This window comes from Xenorhabdus thailandensis (assembly GCF_037996785.1).
Taxonomy (GTDB): domain Bacteria; phylum Pseudomonadota; class Gammaproteobacteria; order Enterobacterales; family Enterobacteriaceae; genus Xenorhabdus; species Xenorhabdus griffiniae.
Genome location: NZ_JBBMXF010000018.1, coordinates 1 through 22459 on the forward strand (window position 1 = coordinate 1; position 22459 = coordinate 22459).

General features: G+C 43.3%; 32 protein-coding genes and 6 pseudogenes. 17 read left to right on the forward strand and 21 right to left on the reverse strand.

Annotated features, from left to right (window positions below; genetic code table 11):
• Together AAC853_RS16795 and AAC853_RS16800 are read right to left on the reverse strand one after the other, a co-directional pair.
• Positions 1–277, reverse strand: a 277-nt coding sequence (locus AAC853_RS16795; protein WP_340615218.1) for a structural protein, incomplete at its 3' end; no start/stop codon positions are given.
• Positions 277–597 (reverse strand): phage holin, lambda family, encoded by a 321-nt coding sequence (locus tag AAC853_RS16800; RefSeq protein WP_422824237.1) that lies wholly within the window; start codon positions 595–597, stop codon positions 277–279. The genes AAC853_RS16795 and AAC853_RS16800, both read right to left, overlap by 1 nt.
• A 119-nt stretch (positions 598–716) precedes the next feature.
• Here AAC853_RS16800 and AAC853_RS16805 point away from each other — a divergent pair, with 119 nt between their 5' ends.
• The 3 genes from AAC853_RS16805 (at position 717) to AAC853_RS16815 (ending at position 2138) form a co-directional block, all read left to right on the forward strand.
• Complete coding sequence (locus AAC853_RS16805; protein ID WP_099126171.1) at positions 717–899, forward strand: type II toxin-antitoxin system HicA family toxin; 183 nt, start codon at positions 717–719, stop codon at positions 897–899.
• Between the two features lie 23 nt (positions 900–922).
• Positions 923–1360, forward strand: a complete 438-nt coding sequence (locus AAC853_RS16810) for a type II toxin-antitoxin system HicB family antitoxin (RefSeq protein ID WP_340615219.1) — start codon at positions 923–925, stop codon at positions 1358–1360.
• A gap of 388 nt (positions 1361–1748) precedes the next feature.
• A complete protein-coding gene (locus tag AAC853_RS16815; protein WP_340615220.1) occupies positions 1749–2138 on the forward strand; it encodes a hypothetical protein in 390 nt (129 codons plus the stop codon).
• Positions 2139–2255: 117 nt separating this feature from the next.
• Here the strand turns inward: AAC853_RS16815 and tnpA are convergent.
• The 17 genes and pseudogenes from tnpA to AAC853_RS16900 form a co-directional block, all read right to left on the reverse strand.
• Positions 2256–2733, reverse strand: a pseudogene (gene tnpA / locus AAC853_RS16820) (IS200/IS605 family transposase).
• A gap of 255 nt (positions 2734–2988) precedes the next feature.
• The gene (locus AAC853_RS16825) at positions 2989–3591 is read right to left on the reverse strand and encodes a DUF1133 family protein (protein WP_340615221.1); all 603 of its coding nucleotides are present in this window, start codon (positions 3589–3591) and stop codon (positions 2989–2991) included.
• A 34-nt stretch (positions 3592–3625) separates the two neighbouring features.
• Positions 3626–3925, reverse strand: a complete 300-nt coding sequence (locus tag AAC853_RS16830; RefSeq protein WP_340615222.1) for a Ref family recombination enhancement nuclease — start codon at positions 3923–3925, stop codon at positions 3626–3628.
• 16 nt (positions 3926–3941) lie between these two features.
• Complete coding sequence (locus tag AAC853_RS16835) at positions 3942–4535, reverse strand: DUF1367 family protein (RefSeq protein ID WP_340615223.1); 594 nt, start codon at positions 4533–4535, stop codon at positions 3942–3944.
• A gap of 75 nt (positions 4536–4610) precedes the next feature.
• Positions 4611–5714, reverse strand: coding sequence for a helix-turn-helix domain-containing protein (locus AAC853_RS16840; protein WP_340615224.1), 1104 nt, complete (start codon positions 5712–5714; stop codon positions 4611–4613).
• Positions 5701–6330, reverse strand: a complete 630-nt coding sequence (locus AAC853_RS16845) for a hypothetical protein (RefSeq protein ID WP_340615225.1) — start codon at positions 6328–6330, stop codon at positions 5701–5703. The genes AAC853_RS16840 and AAC853_RS16845 overlap by 14 nt, the downstream gene beginning before the upstream one ends.
• A gap of 100 nt (positions 6331–6430) precedes the next feature.
• Complete coding sequence (locus tag AAC853_RS16850) at positions 6431–6769, reverse strand: hypothetical protein (RefSeq protein WP_340615226.1); 339 nt, start codon at positions 6767–6769, stop codon at positions 6431–6433.
• Positions 6762–7007 carry a hypothetical protein gene (locus tag AAC853_RS16855; RefSeq protein WP_340615227.1) on the reverse strand — a complete coding sequence of 82 codons (246 nt, stop codon included), beginning with the start codon at positions 7005–7007 and terminating at the stop codon, positions 6762–6764. The genes AAC853_RS16850 and AAC853_RS16855 overlap by 8 nt, the downstream gene beginning before the upstream one ends.
• A gap of 2 nt (positions 7008–7009) precedes the next feature.
• Positions 7010–7189 carry a hypothetical protein gene (locus tag AAC853_RS16860; RefSeq protein WP_273571030.1) on the reverse strand — a complete coding sequence of 60 codons (180 nt, stop codon included), beginning with the start codon at positions 7187–7189 and terminating at the stop codon, positions 7010–7012.
• Between the two features lie 14 nt (positions 7190–7203).
• Positions 7204–8001: a phage antirepressor KilAC domain-containing protein gene (locus tag AAC853_RS16865; RefSeq protein ID WP_340615228.1), complete on the reverse strand. Its 798-nt coding sequence runs from the start codon at positions 7999–8001 to the stop codon at positions 7204–7206.
• 16 nt (positions 8002–8017) lie between these two features.
• Positions 8018–8254 carry a hypothetical protein gene (locus tag AAC853_RS16870; RefSeq protein WP_340615229.1) on the reverse strand — a complete coding sequence of 79 codons (237 nt, stop codon included), beginning with the start codon at positions 8252–8254 and terminating at the stop codon, positions 8018–8020.
• The gene (locus tag AAC853_RS16875) at positions 8251–8688 is read right to left on the reverse strand and encodes a hypothetical protein (RefSeq protein ID WP_340615230.1); all 438 of its coding nucleotides are present in this window, start codon (positions 8686–8688) and stop codon (positions 8251–8253) included. The genes AAC853_RS16870 and AAC853_RS16875 overlap by 4 nt, the downstream gene beginning before the upstream one ends.
• 51 nt (positions 8689–8739) lie before the next feature.
• Positions 8740–9897, reverse strand: coding sequence for a conserved phage C-terminal domain-containing protein (locus tag AAC853_RS16880; protein WP_340615231.1), 1158 nt, complete (start codon positions 9895–9897; stop codon positions 8740–8742).
• Positions 9897–10181 carry a hypothetical protein gene (locus AAC853_RS16885; protein WP_074018647.1) on the reverse strand — a complete coding sequence of 95 codons (285 nt, stop codon included), beginning with the start codon at positions 10179–10181 and terminating at the stop codon, positions 9897–9899. Before AAC853_RS16885 ends, AAC853_RS16880 begins: the two co-directional genes overlap by 1 nt.
• A gap of 10 nt (positions 10182–10191) precedes the next feature.
• Entirely contained in the window at positions 10192–10401 is a 210-nt protein-coding gene (locus tag AAC853_RS16890) for a hypothetical protein (RefSeq protein ID WP_338885290.1), read from the reverse strand.
• 19 nt (positions 10402–10420) lie between these two features.
• A complete protein-coding gene (locus AAC853_RS16895; protein WP_340615232.1) occupies positions 10421–10876 on the reverse strand; it encodes a toxin YdaT family protein in 456 nt (151 codons plus the stop codon).
• Between the two features lie 61 nt (positions 10877–10937).
• Positions 10938–11159, reverse strand: coding sequence for a transcriptional regulator (locus AAC853_RS16900; protein WP_338885359.1), 222 nt, complete (start codon positions 11157–11159; stop codon positions 10938–10940).
• Between the two features lie 107 nt (positions 11160–11266).
• Between AAC853_RS16900 and AAC853_RS16905 the strand changes: the two genes are divergently transcribed.
• The 12 genes and pseudogenes from AAC853_RS16905 to AAC853_RS17930 form a co-directional block, all read left to right on the forward strand.
• Positions 11267–11671, forward strand: a complete 405-nt coding sequence (locus tag AAC853_RS16905) for a helix-turn-helix domain-containing protein (protein ID WP_340615233.1) — start codon at positions 11267–11269, stop codon at positions 11669–11671.
• 827 nt (positions 11672–12498) lie between these two features.
• The gene (locus AAC853_RS16910) at positions 12499–12831 is read left to right on the forward strand and encodes a hypothetical protein (protein ID WP_340615180.1); all 333 of its coding nucleotides are present in this window, start codon (positions 12499–12501) and stop codon (positions 12829–12831) included.
• Between the two features lie 13 nt (positions 12832–12844).
• Positions 12845–13093 (forward strand): hypothetical protein, encoded by a 249-nt coding sequence (locus AAC853_RS16915; RefSeq protein ID WP_340615234.1) that lies wholly within the window; start codon positions 12845–12847, stop codon positions 13091–13093.
• A gap of 15 nt (positions 13094–13108) precedes the next feature.
• Positions 13109–14917, forward strand: coding sequence for a hypothetical protein (locus tag AAC853_RS16920; RefSeq protein WP_340615235.1), 1809 nt, complete (start codon positions 13109–13111; stop codon positions 14915–14917).
• The gene (locus AAC853_RS16925) at positions 14914–15408 is read left to right on the forward strand and encodes a siphovirus Gp157 family protein (protein WP_340615236.1); all 495 of its coding nucleotides are present in this window, start codon (positions 14914–14916) and stop codon (positions 15406–15408) included. The genes AAC853_RS16920 and AAC853_RS16925 overlap by 4 nt, the downstream gene beginning before the upstream one ends.
• 43 nt (positions 15409–15451) lie before the next feature.
• A complete protein-coding gene (locus AAC853_RS16930; RefSeq protein ID WP_273571042.1) occupies positions 15452–15631 on the forward strand; it encodes a hypothetical protein in 180 nt (59 codons plus the stop codon).
• A gap of 10 nt (positions 15632–15641) precedes the next feature.
• Positions 15642–15869: a hypothetical protein gene (locus tag AAC853_RS16935; protein WP_273571043.1), complete on the forward strand. Its 228-nt coding sequence runs from the start codon at positions 15642–15644 to the stop codon at positions 15867–15869.
• On the forward strand, positions 15869–16459 hold the full coding sequence (locus tag AAC853_RS16940) for an HNH endonuclease signature motif containing protein (protein ID WP_340615237.1): 591 nt from the start codon (positions 15869–15871) through the stop codon (positions 16457–16459). The genes AAC853_RS16935 and AAC853_RS16940 overlap by 1 nt, the downstream gene beginning before the upstream one ends.
• Positions 16452–16643: a hypothetical protein gene (locus AAC853_RS16945; protein ID WP_340615238.1), complete on the forward strand. Its 192-nt coding sequence runs from the start codon at positions 16452–16454 to the stop codon at positions 16641–16643. Before AAC853_RS16940 ends, AAC853_RS16945 begins: the two co-directional genes overlap by 8 nt.
• Positions 16644–16875: 232 nt before the next feature.
• A complete protein-coding gene (locus tag AAC853_RS16950) occupies positions 16876–17112 on the forward strand; it encodes a hypothetical protein (RefSeq protein ID WP_340615239.1) in 237 nt (78 codons plus the stop codon).
• A 1-nt stretch (position 17113) separates the two neighbouring features.
• Positions 17114–18293: pseudogene (locus AAC853_RS16955) on the forward strand (tyrosine-type recombinase/integrase).
• Positions 18294–19227: 934 nt separating this feature from the next.
• Positions 19228–19437 (forward strand): annotated as a pseudogene (locus AAC853_RS17930) (tail fiber protein); the annotation flags it as partial.
• 364 nt (positions 19438–19801) lie between these two features.
• Here AAC853_RS17930 and AAC853_RS17935 read toward each other — a convergent pair.
• Together AAC853_RS17935 and AAC853_RS16965 are read right to left on the reverse strand one after the other, a co-directional pair.
• A pseudogene (locus tag AAC853_RS17935) lies at positions 19802–19931 on the reverse strand (pyocin knob domain-containing protein); the annotation flags it as partial.
• Positions 19932–19981: 50 nt separating this feature from the next.
• Positions 19982–20484 (reverse strand): annotated as a pseudogene (locus AAC853_RS16965) (YmfQ family protein).
• Positions 20485–20806: 322 nt separating this feature from the next.
• Between AAC853_RS16965 and AAC853_RS16970 the strand changes: the two are divergent.
• Together AAC853_RS16970 and AAC853_RS16975 are read left to right on the forward strand one after the other, a co-directional pair.
• On the forward strand, positions 20807–21769 hold the full coding sequence (locus AAC853_RS16970) for an IS110 family RNA-guided transposase (RefSeq protein WP_340614230.1): 963 nt from the start codon (positions 20807–20809) through the stop codon (positions 21767–21769).
• Positions 21770–21884: 115 nt separating this feature from the next.
• Positions 21885–22427 (forward strand): annotated as a pseudogene (locus tag AAC853_RS16975) (IS982 family transposase); the annotation flags it as partial.
• Between the last annotated feature and the right edge of the window lie 32 nt (positions 22428–22459).

The following is a 22459-nucleotide window of genomic DNA, read 5'->3' on the forward strand; positions in this document are numbered from 1 at the left end:
CTGCACGACTATCGATGCCCACTGTTCTACTCACATAGGTGATGTAACTCTCGGTATCATTCTCACTCGGTGGTGCCCAGCGGGTAATAAACTGGCGGATAGTATTATCACCGTAGAGTTTCACATAATTGCGCAGGATTTTGAGCATCGCCCGTATGCCATATTCCGGCGAAACAAATTGGCAGAATGATTTATCGGTCTGGATATCACGTAACCCTCGCCATTTATCACCGTGACGAATATTGCCCGGATTGTTATTGCCAATGCCTCTGGGCATCATTTATCCCCCAACCGTTTGTTAATCGCACGGACAGCAAACTCGCGTATTTTCTCAACGCCGATAAAACCAACGGCGCCCCCGATAGCCGGTGCAAAATTGATAGGAATGCCAAACATCTCCAGACCACTGGATACACTCCATGACAAGGCACCACAGAGCAACGCTTCTACCCAGCGGTTCTTCCGTTCCACGCCGTCGTAAATCAGTCGGCCGTAACAAATGGCTATTGCCAACACTGAGCCGGATATTTGCGGCCACGAGTTTTTTAGGCCATTTAACATGTCAGCCCATAAATCAGGATTTTCTTTCATCTTCATATTCCACCCCATTGAGATAATGGGCGTCCGTGGGGTGAAAATAGGTTCGCCCCTATTGATTAATAAATGTTGATTAGTGTGTATATGTGTGTATAGTTGTTTTCAGGTTAGGAGGAAATATGAAATCAACTGACCTGATAAAGGAGCTAACAGCAGCAGGGTGTGAATTGCGGCGGCACAAAGGGACCAGCCATCAAATATGGTGGTCTCCGATAACAGGGAAAACCTTTCCTGTTCCGCATCCGAAAAAAGATTTACCACTAGGTACTGTTAAATCCATTAAAAAATCGGCGGGGATCTAATCCCCGCCCTCTTGGAGGTAATTATGTTTTTCTCAGTCGGTGTTGAAACACCCAAAGATGAAAATACGGCATACGGGATGGTTGTCCCGGCATTTTCTACTCATGACTGCGCATGTTTTTCTGCTGCTGATAATCAAAAAGACATTCCTGCGATGGCGCGTGAAGCCATTTTACTCACCATTGAGGAAATGATTTACAGCGGAAATTTCACTGTTGATCAACTCCACGATGCCGGGCATCTGGTTTACGCCGCTAATCCTGAATATGCGGATTTTGATAGCTGGTTTGTGATTGATATTGATTTATCTGAATTTGAAGGCAAACAACAACGTATTAATGTCGCTTTGCCTGATACCCTGATAAAACGCATCGATACCAGAGTAAAACAAGATCCGACACGATACCGGGATCGCAGTCATTTTATTGCTGAAGCGGCTCGTCATGAGCTTCAGCCTGATTAAATCCAGGCGAAATTGCGTTAATAATAATTGGCAGCGGGGTTCAGGCAGCCCCGTTAATTTGTAAACATCAGAAACAGTCACCCAAATATCATGGGGAAGGGCATCTAAAACACAGGCGGCTGTTGTTGTCATATCTTCATGTTTTAGCATGATAAATTTAACCTTTTGGTCAATTAGTCGGCATGAACACACATGTAACTCTGACCCATGACAACAGCAAGTCTTATGTTTATTTTGGGAATAAAAAAGCTATACAACACGTATGGCCTTGATATTCTGATGGCTGACTTAATTTGAACGCTTACATTTAATACCTAAGGTTGAAATGAAACCAGAACTCATTATCGAGAAAATAAACGGCTATTTGGAGGCCTTTGGCATTTTAAACATGGCTTGTGATAGAAGTTCAGATTACCACTTCATGCCATTGCCGAACAAACCTCAGTTAATTGATTCCCTGTATGCGTATTTTCTTTCTATCAGTGATAAATACCCCGCGGAACATTGGAATCCTGAGCTTGAGGTCGCAGGAAAAGACGAACTTATACGTGCAATTCGTAACTGGTTCTTTGAAGCAGATTTTTTCAAACACCTTCCTGAGGAAACGGCTAGCGATACCATTGATGGGCTTCTAAATTTGCTGAATCCTCTTATCACTACAGCATCCATTTACAAAATGGATATTACTCCACCGGTTTGGTATGCCTGTGGCTGGGATGATTTCGTGATTGACGGTAAATCAGGCCGATTTTTACTAAGTTTTGGTTGCCATGACTGAGCATATGTAATAAGTATCCCCCGGCATAGCCGGGGGTTTTTCATATGCGCCTATAAGGCTTTCTTACCAGCCGCGCCCTAACAGGCGCATGGCGATCTGACATTTGCATTCTATTGATTACTTACGGCCCGTAAACGGGCTACCGGGATACGGGATTGATAATTGTTCTCCCAATTTATCCGTCTCCAGTTGATGCCTTATGTATTCCTGTATCCTTACTGCATTTTTTCCCACTGTATCAACGTAATACCCCCGACACCAAAACTCACGATTGCGATATTTGAATTTGAGATCACCAAATTGCTCATAAAGCATCAGGCTACTTTTCCCCTTCAGATACCCCATAAAGCTCGACACTGTTTTACCGTTTAAAGAAACTCATCTTGGGCGGAATTTCCAGAAGCATGTGGATGTGATCCGCACAACATTCTGCCTCCAATATGTTCACGTTTTTCCATTCACAGAATTTTCTTAATATGCTGCCTATCGCTCTCCGTTTTTCTCCGTAGAACACCTGCCTTCGGTATTTTGGGGCAAAGACTATGTGGTATTTACAGTTCCATCGGGTATGCGCTAAGCTCTTTTCATCCCTCATTGTGGGATCCCCTTTCGATTTTTTCATTCACTTTTGCAGTTACCAGACCGCAAGGTGTTTTAACAAATCAAAAGGGGTTTTTATAGCCGACTTAGAGCTGTAAGCTCTACGGAACCCCCAGCCTAGCTGGGGGTTTTCTATATACAACAAAAAAACCCGCACTGAGCGGGTTTTTCTTGAATTCCAGTCTTTCGCTTCTTGTGGATAAAACATCGCGAAGCCTATATGAAAATATTAACCCGATTGCTCAAAAAGTCAAACTTTTTTAATCGACATAACCTCTTGTCTTTGTGACTGCTCCCCGCCCTGTCGAGGGTTTACGGCGGATTTTGTTAATTCATCACATACAGGCCGATATAACATAAATTCCGCCACCCTTAACCAGTTTTCAACCCGACGGCGACAGGTTGACAACGAAGTTTCAGGATGACGTTCATGCATTTCAGAGGCAATGCAATAATAAGATTTTTTATACACATAATGTTCTTTAAGGACATTCAGTAAACCGGGATCATCCTCCATGACTCTGGCGATCACCGCATCTATTCTTAGTCCTTCCGCATCCGTACAGAACCATAAGCTACTGACCGATTTTTTGTCTTTCATCCGGCCAAAAATCCGCAGCAGTTCTTCTTCTGTCAGACCGGCCTGTTTCATTCTTTTCATCGCCATGCGCAAGGCTTTTTTACTTATCACCGGCTCAGCCAATAATCGGGAAAAAATACCTGCTGCCTGCGGTACGTTACGAATAGCAGACCAATTTCCCCATACACTTAACTGCCCTCGTATCCATACACTTTCAAGGGTACGCAGCCTCAAATGTTCTTCACCTTTTCCACATGTTGCCGGATAAATCATTTTGCGCCCCTTATTTTTATATTAACTGAAACCTTTACACCCGACATAACTGTACCTCTTTCACTTCCGTTTTAACCTGTTCTAATAACTCAATTTCTGTCCCGTGGAACGCCTGCCATGTTTTCGGTGCAGCATAAAATCCGGTTGGGTAACACGCCCGATGATGGCGAGGACATAACGGCAGAACGGAGAAATGCTCGGCACGTTGTGCCATTCCCTGCCCGGTTCGTACATGATGAATTTCCGCAGGTGATGCACCCAGTCCCAGATTTCGGCAGGCAATACAGCCGAGTGAGGCGACACCTGACAGCCATTGTTTTTCACTGTTGCTCATTGGTCTTGCCTCTCCTTTACGCAAAATCAAACAACTGAGCCGCCGCATTTTCAGCAGCGTCTCTCGTCGGAAAGTTGCGATACAAGATGAAGTTCCACAGCACGTTCAGTGTGGATTGATAGAGTGCCTGAAATTCCAGCTCATCCATTTTGGCGAAGCTGACGGAACGAGGTTCGCGGTACAGGCTGCCATCCGGCATTTCATAGGTATCATAGTGACCGGATTCCACCGTCACCCAGCGTCTGAAAGCATCAAAGGATTTAGTGGCCGTAATATTGTGAGCACGATTTTTGGATAAACCAGCAAGGTATTCATCAGCGGCAGATTGTAAGGCATCTTCACTGCCAGCGAAGTGAGCCAGAAATTGTACGTAGCCTCGCACAATCGCTTTTTCTTCGGGGGAGATCGTGCCACCGGTAGGTTCCCAGTATTCAAAACCGAGATTCAGCAGGGCAAAGTATTTGCGGTGGAAACGGGGGTTGCGGGCTTTCTTAAAATCAGCATACAGCACATCGCCGCATTTGATTTTCGAATGCAGGTATTCTCTGGCCGCTGGAGTAGCAGGCCGTAGGATGTCGTCGGAAATTTTGATAAAACTATGCTGTGCCATTCTGGTTCCCTTAAGGTAATGGCACAGCAGCGTAAGTTTAGGTTCGGATGTTCAGGCCGATGTGAATATTTTATATCAATTAACCAATTGAATAAAAGATGTTTTATTACTAATTGGTTTGTTAACAGAAAACAGCTCCCTCACTAGTTCCTTTGTGACTCCTGTTTTCATCAATATATTGTGCCAAGAGAGATCGTCTAATAACTCGATGCTTCTTTTTAATAAAGAAGGCTCTTCTACTGGAATTACATCATCTCCTGGTTCAGTCTTTGTGTGACCTTTTGTATTAAGATGAATATAACCGCTTCTAGCTTGTTCTTTTGTCAACAAACCTAAAGTAGACGCGCGATAAATAATCATTTTAAGGCTAATTTTCCAACGTAATTTGAACTCTATAAGCGCATTCCAATCGAGATATCTCCCTCTCATTTTTGGAAACTCTTTCATAAATGAAACTCTTGGAACCAGAAAAGCACTTGAAAATTGATCTGCTTGGCTTTCAGTGAGATTATCACCTGTCACAATACCATCATGTAATATTATATGACCCAGCTCATGCCCAATATCTGAGCGAAAACGGCAAATGCTTGGCTTGGCATCATTACGGATAATAATTGGGCGTTTGCTATTTACCGTAAAAGCATCAACTCTATCATCAACATCAGAAACATGCGCAATAATAACGCCCAAATTTTCAACAAACTTCACCATAGATGATATAGGGCCTAAGCCTAAGCCCCAATAACGACGACAATTTTCAGCAATTCTTTCTATATCATCTAACGTGTTAAGCGGTCTGTCTGATACATCAGGAATATTCAGTTCTGGATATTCTATTTCTGTCTCTAATACTGAAATAAGTGAGCTTAAAATTTCAGCTCTCGCTAATATGCAATTAGTGAGTGTTTTTGTTCTGGATTTTTTGCTCCTAAAGTGGCATAGCTCATCTTCTATAGGATAACTACGCTCTGTAAAAAGAAAGTCAGGGAGAATATCGAGATATCCCGCTAACTCATCAATTAAAGATTCTGACGGTTTAAATCCTTTTTCTAATTTACTAATATATTGCTTACTTTTTCCTAAGGCTGTCGCTAAATCTTCACACGACAACCCCCTTGCCATCCTAGCAAGTCTCAACTTATCCCCTCTGTAGCCTGATTTAAAATCAAACAGTTCCATCTTTTTTCACAGTTTCATCGGTTGCATTACGACGTCTTAGTGGAGTTTCTTCGATGGTAGCAGCTTCAGGGCGTAAATTTGAATCATCAGTTAATGGCACAGATACCGTTTCGTGATATCTAATTTCACTTATGATAGAACCATATTTATTTATACCGATAAGTGCGATATCCCATTGTGGGAAATCATCAGTATCTTCAATATAATAAGGTTCTGCAATAATACGCCAAATTACGTCAATTTCTGGCTCGCTATCACCAAATAATGTCATCTGCTGAAACTCAGCATGATTCCTTACTAAGCGATGTGTCTTTTTAGGTGCACTGATACAGTCTTTAGAAAACTGTATAGGAACCTCATTAATGGCCAAAACGAAATCCAATTTCTTAGATACCATTTTTAGCCCGGGTATAGTTCCTTCTTCTTCAGCAAAGCTCAAGTGATTTCTAACCCAATCGTAAGCACGAACACCAGTAGACCAATTACTATCTAAGTGATGCTCATGTTTAGGTACATCCGTTAAGACCCCTGCAATAGATTTAAGCAAACACATAACCGACTTTTCGTCTAATTCTGGTTGTACTTCCCAGCAAGGCATCAAGTTTCTATTGTCCATATTAAAACCTTCATAGTGAAATGCGTTCGCGTATATTTTCGCATTTTTTGAAATCTGTCAACCTAAAAAGTTCGGACATTTTATTTTTCGTCAACTTAATTTATAACACCAATTTCAGCGTATGCCAGCCTAAAGTATTCCAACACGCTGCCTCACCTGAAAAGCAGCATTTCGTTACTGGTAACGATTCACCGCACTTTTCACAACATTGTTGCTGTAACTCAGCCATTTGCTTTTTTAATGAACGGTCATCCATTCGAATTAGCATGGTGAGATATTCATTGATCTCATAAGGCTCCCTGCCCGGCCTACGCAATACACAATTGCGTTTAAGCATCTCCAATTCTTGGGTATCCACCAGCAACTCTACTTTGGTCACGCCAGCCTCCTGCTGGCGTTGACGTTGGGCGGCTTTACGTTCTCCGGGGGATTTAGCCATGGTTGGGTGTCCTGAGCTTGTAAACCGAATTGTGGGTTCGGATAAATCCATCAGAATTAAAGGAACGAATATTCTGAACAGGTGACGTAATGATTTCAGCGCCATCAGACCAGCGTTGATTAACATCATGGTAAATGCGCCCACTTGCCCGAAAATCAGCGTTACCATAGAGAATAAACCCTGTCAGCTCGATTTCCGCCGTGTATACCTTGCTTTCCGTGTTTAATTGCTTATCCATCGTTATTCTCCCAGCCAGTCGTAAACAAACCGGATCAACGCCATCACCGGCAGTGAAACCGGAAAGGTCAGCAGCAGGAACAAGGCGAGCATATGGAGCCAGAATTCTTCATCGGTCAGAATTTCCCAGTAACCGATCACTTCGTCTTTTAGGTAATGCAAAAAGTTGTTTGATGTTTTCATTGGTCTTGCCTCTCTCAGTGAGTCTGATTTCTCAATGTCCAAAGTTTTTGTAATTTAATTAATCCCTTGCCCGTCACCAGTGACGTGATACATTCCTGAATGCCGCGTTCCGGGTGTTCCCAACGACCTAATTTCACATCCATCAAGCCTGCTTGTATTTTTTCCTGATACGGTTCATTGCGGCGAGTGATCCAGCCGATTTGTCGCAGGAACGCGAACAACCGGGTTCTGCCTGTACCTAAAACCTTAGCCGCCTGAGCGATACTGAGCGCACCATGTGACGCAGAGACTTGGTTATGAAATTCAACCTTCGGCGCATCTTCGAAGATCTGGTGTTCTAACTGATTCACTGCTAATGATAACCGCTCTTTTTCTTCCTCAGCTTGCAATACCATCATGGCCAATTGCTTGGCGTTGGGTAGTGCTGGTTGTGGTGTTGTCAACTTGCCAGAACGGTAGTCGATAAAAGTCTGGTTAACCTGCAGACGGAATTTTGGAGAAATCCAGCCAGCATACTCAATGGCTAGGAGTTCGTGGGCGAAAGTGCCTCGATTATTACCACCGTTAACAATATTGATTGATTTATGAGCAGGGTGTAAATTTACACTCTGGATATTTTTCAATGAGTTAGACTCAAGTTCAGTGATAAGAGCTTGTGTTTCATTACGGCGCAGCCATTGGCTGGGTTTTTTATGAGCATCGCCACCACTTGCCCTATGCAACGCATTCAAATTGAAGCATCCTTCTGCATCGGTGGTAATTTCAACGCCTGCGATAACAGGCTGATTCTTTTCGTTTATCACATTTAACATCACGTTATTCCTTTGTTTAGAGTTTCATTACATCACGCCAGTAATTCAGGCGGGTTTTAAAAAATGCTTGGTATTCGTTGGAAATTCGTTCAATTTCCCTAAAAATGATGGTCCGATTTATCTTCCTCAGTTTGAGCTGTTTGATTAACCGACTGACCCTTAAATCCAGATGTTCCAACTCACCATATTCTGGGGGCCATAATCCCCGGTTATGGGGTAATTCCGCAGGCAAATAATCAGACTGCCTGCTCATGGCTGCTCCTTAGACTCTGCCGAAAGACGTTTAATGATCACTTTTTCAGTCGTTCTCGGTGCAGCCATGACCTGTTTGTAGATCCGCTTTTTCTTCGGCGTATCGCATACCAAAGTACGCTGGACAGCATCGAGGGGCATTCTCAGCAAAACAGCAATACTTTCCGGCGTTCTGCCAAGCCGGGATAACTCATAAATTCCCCTGACAATAGCCTGACCATAGTGGATACGCTTACCGATACTGATACTGGGTTCAGATATCATTACAGGCTGGGAAACCTGATGTAACTCCGGTTTGGGTTGGAAGGGCTGACGACTGCGTGCCCGTGCAGCCTGATTCAGATTATCGATAATATTGGCTGAGTGGTCGCAGCCATCATCCGTAATATCACGCCGATCAAGGATCAGCTTGTTGACATCGTTTTCGTTGTTCATGGGGTCTTGCCTCGTTTTTGTTTATCCGCTTTTGGTCAGAAAGTGTTTTAGTTACTGGTCAGAATACGGCTCTTTCGCCACCTGTTCCGCGGCCTGTTTCCAGATCCCACGCCAGGCAGCCAAGGCCGGTACCTCACTCATCCGTCCTAAACCCGCTTTACGCGCAAGTTGCGCTGCCAGTTCCTGAATACGGTTCGTCGGTGTCCAGCCGGTTGAAAACAGTTGTCGGAACGTGGCATCGCGCTCCACAGTATCGATGGTGATGGCGGTTTCTCCGGCTTTCAGCCAGCGGCCATTGACACAGGCAGGACGCCCCGCTTTGTCCCACTTGCATGCTTTATCGAAATACTCCGTACAGTTCTCCGGGCCAAACAGGGTCTTCGGGCGTAAGTAATCCCGCATCTTGCCATCATCCCGCCATTTGGTCGTCAGGTAGTCAGTGATGAGCTTCAGGTCGTCCACCGTATAACCATCGCCCAGTCGGGCACGGATATACCCCATCGTGGTTTTGCCATCACGGTAGTTAGAACCGGTCACCTGATTGAAATAAACCAAGACTTGTTGAACTGGGTTGTGGTCGGGTTCCGTGGGAACCTGACAGAGAGAGTTAGTCTCTGTAGTAATCTCTGTAGTAATCTCTGTATTTGTCTTACGTTTCAACGTAGGGGCTATTACGTCTTGACGTAACCCCTCTTCCGTTTCAACGTAACCCCTATTACGTTTCAACGTAACAGGGGGGGAAGAAACAGGCTCATCTTTTGTTTGATAATCACCCAAATCATTAGGGTTGGTTATATTTATTAGTGTATCCACCACCGGTTCGATGAATAATACATTGTTAACAATTCCATTAGCAGTATTAATCTTTCTGAGTTCCAGTGTAATGAATCCATGATCGCGAAGGCGTTTTAGTGCATCCGTAACTTCTCGCTTTGTAAAACCGAATTGATCCGAAAATGATTGATAAGAACGCTGTAATTTATCGCTATGAAAACGCTTTCTAAATCCCTTAAGCTCACCAGTGAGTTCATCTCTGATTTCGGTTGGTCGATACCAATACACAATTTCAGACAACAAAATAATTGCTGTGCTATCCGGTTTTCCTGATGGGAATTTTATAAATTGCCACCAAACAGCCGGAATAACGTTACCAGTGATATTTATTTTACCTATTTCACTCACTACAGGAGTAATGTTCTGCTTATCCATTACACTAATTCCTGTAATTCATAGGCACGAAAAGGCTCTGTTTTTACTTTTCCATCAGTGATGGTAAATATTTTTCTTACCTTTATAATACCATGATTTTCAAGGTTTTTAGTTTCTCTAAAAATAACCATGGAATGACAACAACAAAAATGTGCCATGTCTTCATGAGAAATGATCCTTTCTCCAATACCGTCCATATTTCCGCTATTGAGAATTTTCAGCAATATCAAACGATGAATAGGATTTTCAAATGAAAGCTGATTAATTTTTTCCAATATACTCATCTCAGCCTCCTCATTTTTTAGCGATAGCACAGCATGCCTTCTGATCTTCATCAGATGACAGATTGTCAGTGCTCAGTGTTGATTTATTTTTTTCATCATTGACTCGCATCGCGAGAGCCGCTTCCTTACGGCTTTCATAGATGGGTAAAATTTCTTCACGTGTGGCGGGGTTACCGTTCAGACGAAAGCCGTCACGATAGGTAATCGTATCGATTATCATTGGTCTTGCCTCTTATGTTTTAAACGTTGGTCAGACGCGGTATTGCATTTAATGCTGTTATCGCATTCATTATTTGTCGTGACATGTCACGGCCTCCTAAAAGCGTTTCACTCATTGCCGCAGCAAATTCTTTGATCGCAATTGATGCAAGATAATTCAAATTATCTTCATTAGTCAACCTCGCTCGTCGCTCTACCGGCAATGCTGCTTCTATCGCTGGCAACAGTTCCGTGATCTTACATTGTGCCGCAGTCGTATCACTGCGTAACCACCGGAAGATCTGTTGGCGGTTATTATTGATGGCTTTCCAGTCCGCATTCCCTAATGCGTCTTCAATCCGGTGTAACCGGGATTGAGAACCACCGCGATACAGCAGGAAATACATACGACTGACTTCAATGGCTACATGCTCCTGACCTCTCTCCATGGCCCAAGCCTCAACTTCGGCTCTGAGCGTATTGATATCTTGCTCCACGGTTTGCGTCTCCTGTCGCAATGTTGATTATTGAAAATCAGTTTTTGATCTTTGTTATCAGCTACACTTCAAGTAATCCATCTTTAGGATTAGGGTATAAATCTGGACGTAACTCATGTGGTGTTACTCCAGTTACTTTATAAATGGGTATAACTCTTTGTGGAGGAACAATCCCATGTGAACGATGTATCCAGTAACTAATAGTCATTTGAGAAACATTTAGCTTTTCAGCTAAAGCTTTCGCTGAACCAGCAATTTCAATTGCACGTTTTAATGCAGTCACTATTTTTCTCCTAATCTGCTTACGTGCATTTATTAAACAATTAGTTGATACCAATTGTCAACTGTTTGTTTATTTATATATATAAACATTATGTTTATAATGTCAAGATGAAAGACAATTTAAAAAACAATGCTGCCGTACTGGCGAGACTTAACGAACTTATGGATCAACAGGGTATATCTAAAGCAGATATGGCCCGTATCGCTGGTGTTAGCCCACAAGCGGTTAATAATTGGTTCAACAGAGGTGATATAGGTAAACGTTCAGCTCAAAAATTAGCTCAACACGCTGGGGTTTCAGTAGATTGGATATTAGGGGATAGCGATGTAGACGGACCAAATGACACACCAGATCGACCACTTTCTCCACGAGAAAAAATTCTATTAGAACTCTTTAATGAGTTACCTGATAGTGAAGCCGATCAACTCCTAAAAACTCTTGAAGAGAAAAAACGGTATTATGATACCTTACTAGATGAATTATTACATAAAAGGCAAAATAAAAAAGCATAATTTATTGTATTTAATAATATTTTTTACTTTCCTAAAAAATTGCCTTTCAGATAGTTGATATCATCACCTCACCAAAATTATTAATCGTTCCACAAAATATTCTCGTATTAACAAGGCCTCCTAATTAGTGGCCTTGTTGCCTGCCTTTTTAGCAAATAACCGCTTTAAATTTTTCCTATTAGAAAACCTAAAAAACCGACACATAAACTTTTAGTTGATAATTATGTTGACACAATCATCAACTTATTGTTTAATTCAAACCATCAACAGCAAACAGGCAGGACGCCCACGAAGTAGCCGCTACCGGCATATGAAGAGGTAGATGATTTGCTCAAACAATACGGCACAGCAGCCGTTTAGGTTAAGTGTTCAAGACCAAATTTGCAGTTTCAGTTGTCATGGAGGAGGAGAACCGCAGCACTCATCGCGACCTGCCATGATTACCACTCGATGACAACTGACTTTTATCTCAACACCAGGGGATACAGTCAGAAAGAGACCAATCACCATTAGCGTGATGCACCAAAGAGGCAACTAAACCGGTCGTCAGCCTTGACCAGGGTAAAGCGACGCTGGATAGCGTAACCAGCACCTTTTAGTTCGGAGACCATCGTCATCTACATGATGATACGTAAGAGGCAATCAATAACCTGACAGCCCGGAAAGACGGGCAACTTATTACAGACGTAAAAAAACCCACCGAAGTGGGTTCTTTTACCCCGGGTCGCCGACCAAAGCTACCGGGTTTCTTAGAGCGGAGACCAATCCGCTCAAAGAGGCAAGACCAATGATAACTCATCGATCCACGACAATATATAGGAGTTGCTATGAAAGCACAACCCAAGACTCTCAAAATTACCCTCTATGTGTATGCCAAAGAAGGTTTTGACCGACAGATTGAGTTCACCACGTTCACCAATGAACCTGTGAACACTACCTTTTGGGGGGCATTAGTTTCTCAGCATGACGTGGAAATCACGCTCCCGTCAGTTAATAAGCCTGATCTCATCCAGGCGCAGATCGACGCACTTAAGGCTGAAAAAGAAAAAGTACTGTCCCATGCGCAGGTAGAAGTGAACCGGATTGAAGACCACATCCAGTCGCTCTTATGCATTGAAGGTAAACCTGTTTCCGCTTCCGATATGGAGCTTCCTTATTAAACCTGGGTGAAGTATGCAAGACATCAATGACGTGATTGAAATGATTCTGGATGCAGGCTTAGCTGCTGTTGAGCACGAAAATAACAGTGATTTCGTGAAAGGGGTAACACATATCTCCATTCTTGGCGGAAAGCGACGGGTGGAATATTACCCGACTACGGGGATGGTTTACGCCAATCCCGTCAAGGATCTTTATTCTACTTTCCGACTGCCCAAAGCCGGCATTCGAAGAGCCATCAGACTGGCTAAAACAGGCAATTAACAAGAGGCAAGACCCATGACAACTTATGTTTGTGTATTTGAGCCGATCCAAGAGGCTCAACAGGACGGTGCGGTATCTTTAGCCATCGCCCTTGAAGCCAACTCCATCAAAATGGCTAAAGCATTAGCCATCGTTCATCTGGGTGATGAGTACCCGGAGAATATGGATAAATTTAACACCGATACCCCGATTATTTGTGAAGACCGGGTCGGTTCTCCTCGCCCACCCGTGGGTAAATTTGATGAGAAGTTTGCTGCTGAATATGAATTCAATGGCACAACATGGCAGGCCAGAAGCCCCAAATCTGCCCAAAACCCTGAAATTCATGAGCGTGGGTTTACCCACACTTATACCACTCTGGATTTAGAAATTGCGCTGGCATTAGTGGATGGGGATTTTTATTGCTGGGAGATCCGCTCAAGGGAAATGAGTGCCGCGAAAAAGCTGATGGCCGATAACGATGAGGTATGGCGTCGTTGGTCTACGGCATTTCGTATCAGAACCGATGCTTTGTCTATCCCACGCGAAACGATTTTCAAGGTCGTGCGCGAAGGTAAACAGCATCCTGAATTTTTGGACGATGCTAACGCGATGAAAGCATTTTTAAACCATGTCTTAAGTGACACTAGCATCGCTGAATTACAGGATAAGCCTAACGAACCTGCATCAATACCAGAAACCTCAGCAGAAAACATCACGGCCGATGAAGTTGAAACCCAGACAGTACCCGAAGTGAAAGCGGAAAAAAGCGAAACTAAACCCCGTAAAACCAGAAAGACCAAACCCGCCAAAAAGGAAACCGTACCGCAAACCGAAGAAATAGCGCCAGAAACTAATGAAAACGAACCAGAAATAGAGAAAACCGTACCGAAAACTAAGAATACCGCACCAAAAACGGCGGCAAATGATGAAATCACCCCATTACCGTCAGTCAGTGGACAGAACGCCAGTAATGATAATTTCCAGCACCGTGCTGATCTGTTGGAAGAAACCATTAAGGCGCAGGGTAATGAACAACAGGCCAACCTTCGCATCTGGAAAGCGGTTCAACGTACCGATCCCCGCTTTACCAAACCATTGGAAGGCGTAGGCTATACCGGCACCAGTATCAATAGTAACTATATGCTGATGCGAGCAACTGAGCAATTTGGCCCAGCAGGTGGTAGTTGGGGATATCAGGTTCTGGAAGACAAGATGCTGGACGGTGCTCCAATGACTGAACCTGTTTATGACGCCAATAACAAGCAAACGGGTTTTCGTTTACTGCGTGATGGAGATGGCACTTTAATATATGAACAAAACCACTCTATCAAGATCTTATTGTGGTATCCGCTTGGGGACGGCACCCGTGGTGAGATCGAAAGTTACGGTGCAACACCTTACCGCTATAAGACTAAAAATGGCATCAAAACAGATGGCGAAGTGATTAAAAAGAGCCTGACAGATGCCATTAAAAAAGCCTTATCCATGCTGGGATTCAGTGCCGATGTCTTTATGGGTATGTACGATAACCCAGAATACCAGGCTGAAAACAAGATTGAATTTGGTATCAAGGCCGCCAGTGACAAAGCCGAAGATCTCACCCGTCTGCGTAAGGAACTGGACGAGAAGTTTGCACGTAACACCGAGACCATGAAAACGGCGATCACTAAAAATGAGCTGAGGGGCATTGCATCCACGCTGACCCGTGAAATCGACGTGCATCTCAAGAACGCGAAGTCACTTGGTGACAAAGAGTATGAACGCTATCTATCAGGCCGCTTACGCCGTTTAACTGAAATCGAAAAAGACTGTTTATCTAAACTGGAAGAGGCAAACTCATGACCACTGCGATTGCATTAGCCACCGACTATGATCAGTTGCAAAAATTGATAGCAGCCGGTGAATTTTCACCGGAAGCCATCGCCGATACCCTTGAAGGTCTTGAGGGTGAGTTAGGTGACAAACTGGATACCATCATGATCCATGTCCGCAATCTTGAAGGGCAGACCCGAACGCTGGACGATGAGGCCAGGCGACTCACTGAGCGCAAAAAATCCTTTGAAAGTCAGGTCAAACACCTCAAGAAATATGTGCTGGATTGCTTGCTCAAAGCCGAACTGAACAGTCTGAGAACCACGAAAAATACCTTCAGTGCGCGTCAGGGTATCGCCAGAGTCATTATCGATAATGAGATGTTATTGCCCGATGAATTAGTGGATGTGCAGACCATCACCGCACCGGACAAGAAAGCGATTAAGGCGGCTATCGAACGCGGTGAAACCGTACCGGGCGCACATCTCGAAATCGGGGAAAGAAGTTTGCAGGTTCGTTAACCATCAATTTATGCCCGATGATTCGGGCATTGAGGAGCACATAATGGCAGCAAGACTTGAAGTCAGTATCTTTTATAACGAAGAAATCGGGCAGTGCGAAGTAACCTGGTCGGCGGACAGAACCGAAGATTTTGCCCCCATGGAAAAGGCCGCCCTGGAACAACTGAAAACGGCCTTGGTAGGCCAACTGAATTCCGTCCACCGTCACGGTCAATTACATTGAGAGTGGCAGTATGAAAAATAATCTGGAAGATCTGCATAATCATCTGTTTGCACAGTTAGAACGCCTTTCTGATGAAGCGCTGAAAGGTGAAGAACTCGAAAGCGAAATTGCCCGTTCAAAGGCGGTTTCGGCGGTCGCCAACCAAATTGTGGAAAACGGCAAACTGGCACTTACAGTGCAAAAGATGTTGGGTGACAACGAAATTCAGTCCGCGCCCAAATATCTGGAGGTGAAATAATGGCGAATTTTGTCTATTCCCCTGAAATGGAAGCCTGGATGCGGCAACATTATTTATTGCGGCTGGGTAATCTCACCGTCGCCTTTAACCGGCAATTTAATGCTACCCGCTCCTCTGATGCCATTAATGCACTGCGAAAGCGATTGGGATTAAAAACAGGCCGCAGCGGTTGTTTTGTGAAAGGTCACACTCCGGCCAACAAAGGTGCAAAAGGGTTAACCGGTTCAAATTCAGGATCATTTAAGAAAAATAACCGTCCCCATAACTCTCTGGCTATTGGCAGTGAAGCCGTGACCAAGGACGGTTATATCAAAATAAAAGTGGCTGAACCCAACAAATGGAAACTGAAACATCGGGTAGTTTGGGAACAACATCATGGCCAGATCCCCAAAGGCGGCGTGATTAAATTTATCGATGACGATAAACAAAATTGTGCGATTGAAAACCTGATGCTGATATCGCAACAAGAGAACGCAGTCATTAACCGATACTATGCAAATGCCCCCGCTGAATACAAACCGACCACTGTTCAGCTCGCACGGATAAAGATGGCCATTAGAGAGAAAACAAGAGGCAAGATCCATGCTTAAACATCAACATAAACGTTACCAACCTGTCACGATCACTTTGCCCGATGGCACAAGTGGCCAGATTATTGCTGACCGCCGCTGTGCCATTTTCTACGACTTCCCGCCCGAAGTAAAAATCGAGCAGGTTGATAACCATCAGAAGGCGGAGAACGGCAATTCATCCCTCACCCGTAAACCTGATTAAGCGTAATCAGAAATTTAGCCACGTAATCACTAGCATGATGGTACATCCACCGAACGGAGCACCATCATGCAACTTTGGCAACCGGGACAACAACTATTAACTGACTTCGATATCAAACTGGGACGATTAGCGGCCAGTGTCAAAAACACGCCCTGCAATCAGGTCGACATTGCTCGCGCTTGCGATACTGCTGACCAGATTATTGTATCGATAATAAGGCAAGACCAAGACCATGAAAACAAATCGCGGAACTATTACACATGATAAATTAATGAAAGCCAGCGCATGGGGTAACAGAGAATTTGAAATAGGATCAATACCTGATAACCGAACCATTAAACGATGGATAGAAATAGGTCAATTAAGAGGGAAAATTGTTGATGGTTCGGCATGGGTTTATTCATCAGAAAGATGGGGCGTTGATTCTCTTATTTCATCACAAGTAAACAAGTTAATAAAAGATTCATAAAATGGCCGGACGTCCAAGAAAAAAAGAATTCAGACATCTACCTGACTATCTTTATTTTGATAAATCCAAAAATGAATATCGGTTAACTCTTGTTAATGGAAAACGTAAGTTTATTGGTGGCGACAAAGCAGTCGCTATCGCTATTGCCAGAGAATACAATAATGTGATGAGACCGGAACAATTCGTCTGTATTTCTTCCTTGCTGAAGGAGTCAGGTGGTAAATTTGGTGAATCATTACCTTTCTCTGATCATGTTGATAAACTCTTCGACAGAATTATTTCGGATGAAAACCCCGCAGCAAATACTCTTGCTGACTGGAATAACAATATTGAAAGAGTTAAAGCGTTTTTTGCTGATATTCCGTGTATGGAAATATCTCTTGAGCATGTTAACGAATATCTCAATAAATACCATGCAGAGGCATCTGCTAATGTCCAAAACAGAAAGGTCTCCTTTTTAAAGAAACTCTTTAGCTATGCCGTTGATGAATCTCTAATGTTTGATAATCCAGCAGAACGCAAGAAACGTAAACGGACAGATAAGAAAATACGCCGCCGATTATCACTGGAAGACTTTAAAAAGATACGTATCGCTGCAGAACCGTGGTTACGAACAGCAATGGATCTGGCACTACAAACCACTCAGGCCAGATTAGAGGTTTCGCGTATCAGATACAACATCAAATCCCCGCAAGAAGGTGTTTGTGGTTGTATGTGGTATCCAGAACCGAAAAATGGCATTTATGGGATGCTTTATATTCACAGGCAAAAAATTCAGGATAAAGAAGCGTCTCACGTTGCTATTCCTATTGGAGAGAAATTAAAACAGATTATTGATGATAGCCGGGATTCTATTGCCAGCCCGTATGTTGTCCATCGCTTGCCAATCAAGCGTCCGAACAAGATTAGTTTCAGAAGTCCATCATCCTACGCAAGTTGCACCAGATTATCTGAGCCGGGCATTTTCAGCATTGAGAGATAAAATGGGCGTTGCTGCACACTTGCCGATTGCAGAAAGACCGACATTTCACGAAATCCGGGCATTGGCTGCACACATGTTTAAAACTAATGGATTAGACCCACAAGCACGTATGGCACACAGTGATGCAAAATCGACAAAAGTCTATACTCAGAACCATGTTGAATGGGTAGAAGTTCCTCACGGAGAGATAGCCATTTAGCATGGTAAAATAGAGTCTAACTCATTGATGTATAAAGCACGAATTTTGCAGATTATGCACTGTTTGCAAAACCAGTGAAAACACCTTAATCCCTTGCTACATAAGGCTTTGAGAGTGAAATAATCGCCTTCATGGGGTGTCGGGGGTCGTAGGTTCAAATCCTATCATGCCGACCAAATTTCCCTAGAAAAACCAACCTGTTAGGGTTGGTTTTTTTATGCCTGGAATCTGCTTGGTGTAAAATGGGTGTAAAACCCCACCCAAAAAAGACAGCTTTTCTGGGTCATAGACAATCAAAATATGATTATCTTCGTATCCAAAATTATCTCACCTACTCATCATTTTATCCTATGAATTTTAAGATTAGATGAACGTTCATCAGTTCAATTTTTCTATCCCTTCCATCTCAAATCCCACCCAATAACCGACCAAATTTCCCCCATCCATCCCCATATCCCTCCAAACTCACATTTTGCACATTTATTGAACTGATAATTTGTTGAATTTCAACGCATTCAGCGGTCAGTTACCCGTTTTTAACCTCCCCTCTTAAAGAGGGTTGCCTTCTGAGATTGCCCTATTGATGAAAATATAAACTACGAAAATTTTGTAGTTAAATCTGTAAGATTGAGGATTTCTTAAACTAAAGGAACTTTCACGCCTCCGTTTGAAATGGAAACGTACTGAATTAAAGACAGAAAATTCCACTTTTACTGAACTAAATTTCATCAGCCACCTGATAAATTTGATTAATTCCACACCTGTTATTTTATGTCATCCTGCCATCAAAACATGCATCTCACCCATTGAAGTTAAATCAAGAGGTGCTCTCCAGTATTGATGAACTGATTTTATTGATGTTCACAGGCGGAGTAGTATCCCACCGCCTTCATGTTATTTAGCAATGTATTGTTGATTAAATGAGGGAATAAACATGAGTATTCAAGATAAAAAGCCTGAAACACAAGTCTTAGAAGATGATGGCCTTGTTGTCGTTCCAACTCCGGAATATGTCAAAAATTCAATCAAAGAAGCGATTGAAGAACACGCCCAGAGTCGTAATCACCCATACGCAACCCAGACAGAACCGGGATTTGTCACGCTGAGTAATGAGACAGATAGTGACAGTGAAATAACTGCCGCAACCTCTAGAGCAGTGAAGGCAGCAAATGACAATGCCAATACTCGCTTGGCAAAAGACCAGAACGGAGCTGATATCTCCAATAAGGAAGAATTTGTTAAGAATCTTCCTATATCCCTCGCACTTAAATTAATATCACCAGATAAAGGTTTTCTATTAATTTTCCGGCTATTGGGTACAGAGTTTTTTGCTAATGTTACTGTTTCTACTAAACCGAGGTTTTTCACAAACGCTGCTGGGTTCGGAATATCTGCGCCGTTACGGAATTTTTCGAGCGCTCCACTGGAAATTAATTTCCTAATCGCCTCGGATAATTGCGCATCGTTATTTTTATTTGGTTGTATTCCAGCCGCTGCCAATGCATTAATGATTTCTCGCTGGACGCTATTAAACCACGGTGCCTCTAACAACGTCGGTGGTACACCTGCGGCCACATTCCCATTCGTGAATTCACCATTGCTGTCAGCGGTGTTTGTCACGTCACCTATTTTTTGCATAGAAAATTCTCACTCAGTTAAGGTGATTAATAAATTGAATTAATTATTGATTACTGGTTATAACCAAATTGCAGGATTGTGTGAGAGGGACTCAATTTTCGAAATTGGCATTCCAACTTTTTATTTCCCCACGAGCGCAATGGGTCGCCGCAATAACTCCCACCTGCAACGGCGTAATTAATTGTTGTTGGCGCATTAATACGCCAGACAAACGGCCAGTCATCGCCATTAATCGCAGCCCCACATGCGGACATGCCCACGCGCGCCTGCCTAAATTCGGTGATCGTTATTTTAAATCCCAGCTCAGCCGCCAGACCGATAAAATATTCATTGGACTGCCCCCTGTTCTCAGTAATTTAGATACGACTGATTTCTGTCGTAATGAAATACTGTCTATCTCTCCAATCGCACAATCATCAGGCAATCCCAACGATTTTTCCCATTCCGGTAACATAATGGTCGCCGTCGCAGGGAAACCTCCCTCCAACAGCAGATGACCATCCTGATCACTCCGATGGTAACTCCGTGCTATAGCACGAATAACTGCACTCATTATCGATTTTGGCTGTCGTGTCCATGCCCTACCTGTTGGTAATAACCCGTTCAACGCAACAGTATAATTAACCTTATATCTTGATTATCACTTTTACAGAGCGATAATCCCCTGACTGATCATCAGGGATGCTGTTGTGAGTTTGTTATTATTAACCTGAACCTGAAATGGGTCATTCAATGGAGTTCGTAACTCAGAGTAAACCACAACAGCCTCTTCTTTATCGCCTTTAAGATTGAACGGTATCTTGTGCCTCGAGCATCTATTTTATAAGTCTAATCATGGCGATATCTCCTGTGTCTCTGACAAAGAGGATAACCTTATGTCTGATAACATCGTAGTCGGTATTGATATCGCCAAACACAAATTTGATGTCGCCGTTTGGGCAAGCAAAAAGCATTACAAAATGAAGCATTTTCCAAATGACCTTAAGGGATTCGATGCCTTCATTAATTGGCTTAAACCCGCCTCAAATTACCATTTTTGCATGGAAGCAACCGGGATTTATGGGGATCCGCTCGCACTTTATCTTTCGGATAAGGGGCTTCTTATCAGTGTTGTCAATCCGGTACAAATCCATGCCTTTGGTAAAGCGGAATTACTCCGCAATAAAACCGATAAAATTGACGCCAAACTAATAGCACGTTATTGCGCCAGTCAGCATCCACCGGCATGGCAGCCCGCGCCGCTTTGTGAACGCCAATTACTGGCTTTAGTCCGCCATCGCAATAAGCTGAATGAAATGCTTTTGACGGAAAAGAATCGCCTCTCCGTGGCGGATGAAGTTGTTTGTGATTCTCATGCAAAGATAATCACCCTGCTAAAGCAAGAGCTCAAAGACACCGAATTGAAAATAAAAAAGCACATTGATGACTCGCCTTCGCTGAAGAAAAATAAGGGATTACTGGAAAGTATTCCCGGTATTGGCGAACGGTTGAGCGCAACACTGCTGGCTTATATTGGTGATGGTTCACGGTTTCATCATAGTGGGCAAGTGGTGGCTTACGCTGGGCTTAATCCTAAATTACATGAATCAGGACAACTAAAAGGGCGGGCTCATCTCTCGAAGCAGGGAAGTGCCGAGCTGCGAAAAGCACTTTATATGCCTGCACTGGCAGCGATCAGTTGCAATAAAGTAGTGAAAAAGCAGTGGGAACAGCTGACAGCACGCCATAAAGGGGGGAAAGTCGGTGTTTGTGCAGTGATGCGTAAACTCTTACGATTGGCCTATGGCGTGATGAAATCAGGCACATTATTTAACGCAGAAATACCACTTGCAGCTTAATGACGGAGACGGTATCTGAACTTCGCTTAAGAAAGGAAAGGCAAAAGGGAACTAAGTGCCTGAGGCACGATCAAAGTTTTCGCTTAGAAAACAAAATCGTGGGGATCCTCAGGCTATGACTACTTTAGAAGAACTTTTCTGTTGCGTCGATGACTTTTGCCAAAAATTTATTCCCCTTTGGGAACAACAGCTCATTGAGAATAATCAGCTCAAGCGTCATCGCGCCACTTCCCTGTCTCTCAGCGAAATAATGACTCTCCTCATTTTATTTCACATGAGCCATTATCGTCATTTTAACGCGTTTTATACTGAGTATGTGCAGCAATACCTCAAAGCAGGTTTCCCCAGTCTAGTGGGCTACAATCGAATAATAACATTGAAGAAAAGAGCCCTTATTCCGTTATGCGCTTTCCTTTCTTCACGCCAACAAAAATCACACGGCATTGCCTTTATCGATTCCACTAAAATCGTGGTTTGCCATAACCTACGTATTTCTCGTCATAAAGTTTTTGAGGGTGTCGCGCAGCGAGGAAAAACCAGCACAGGGTGGTTCTATAGCTTTAAACTCCATCTGATTATTGATGATTGCGGTGAGATTTTATCCGTTAAATTAACACCGGGAAATGTTGACGATCGTCAGCCGGTAAAGAAAATAGTGATGCTTAAACAAAGTTGAGGTTAATTCATCTT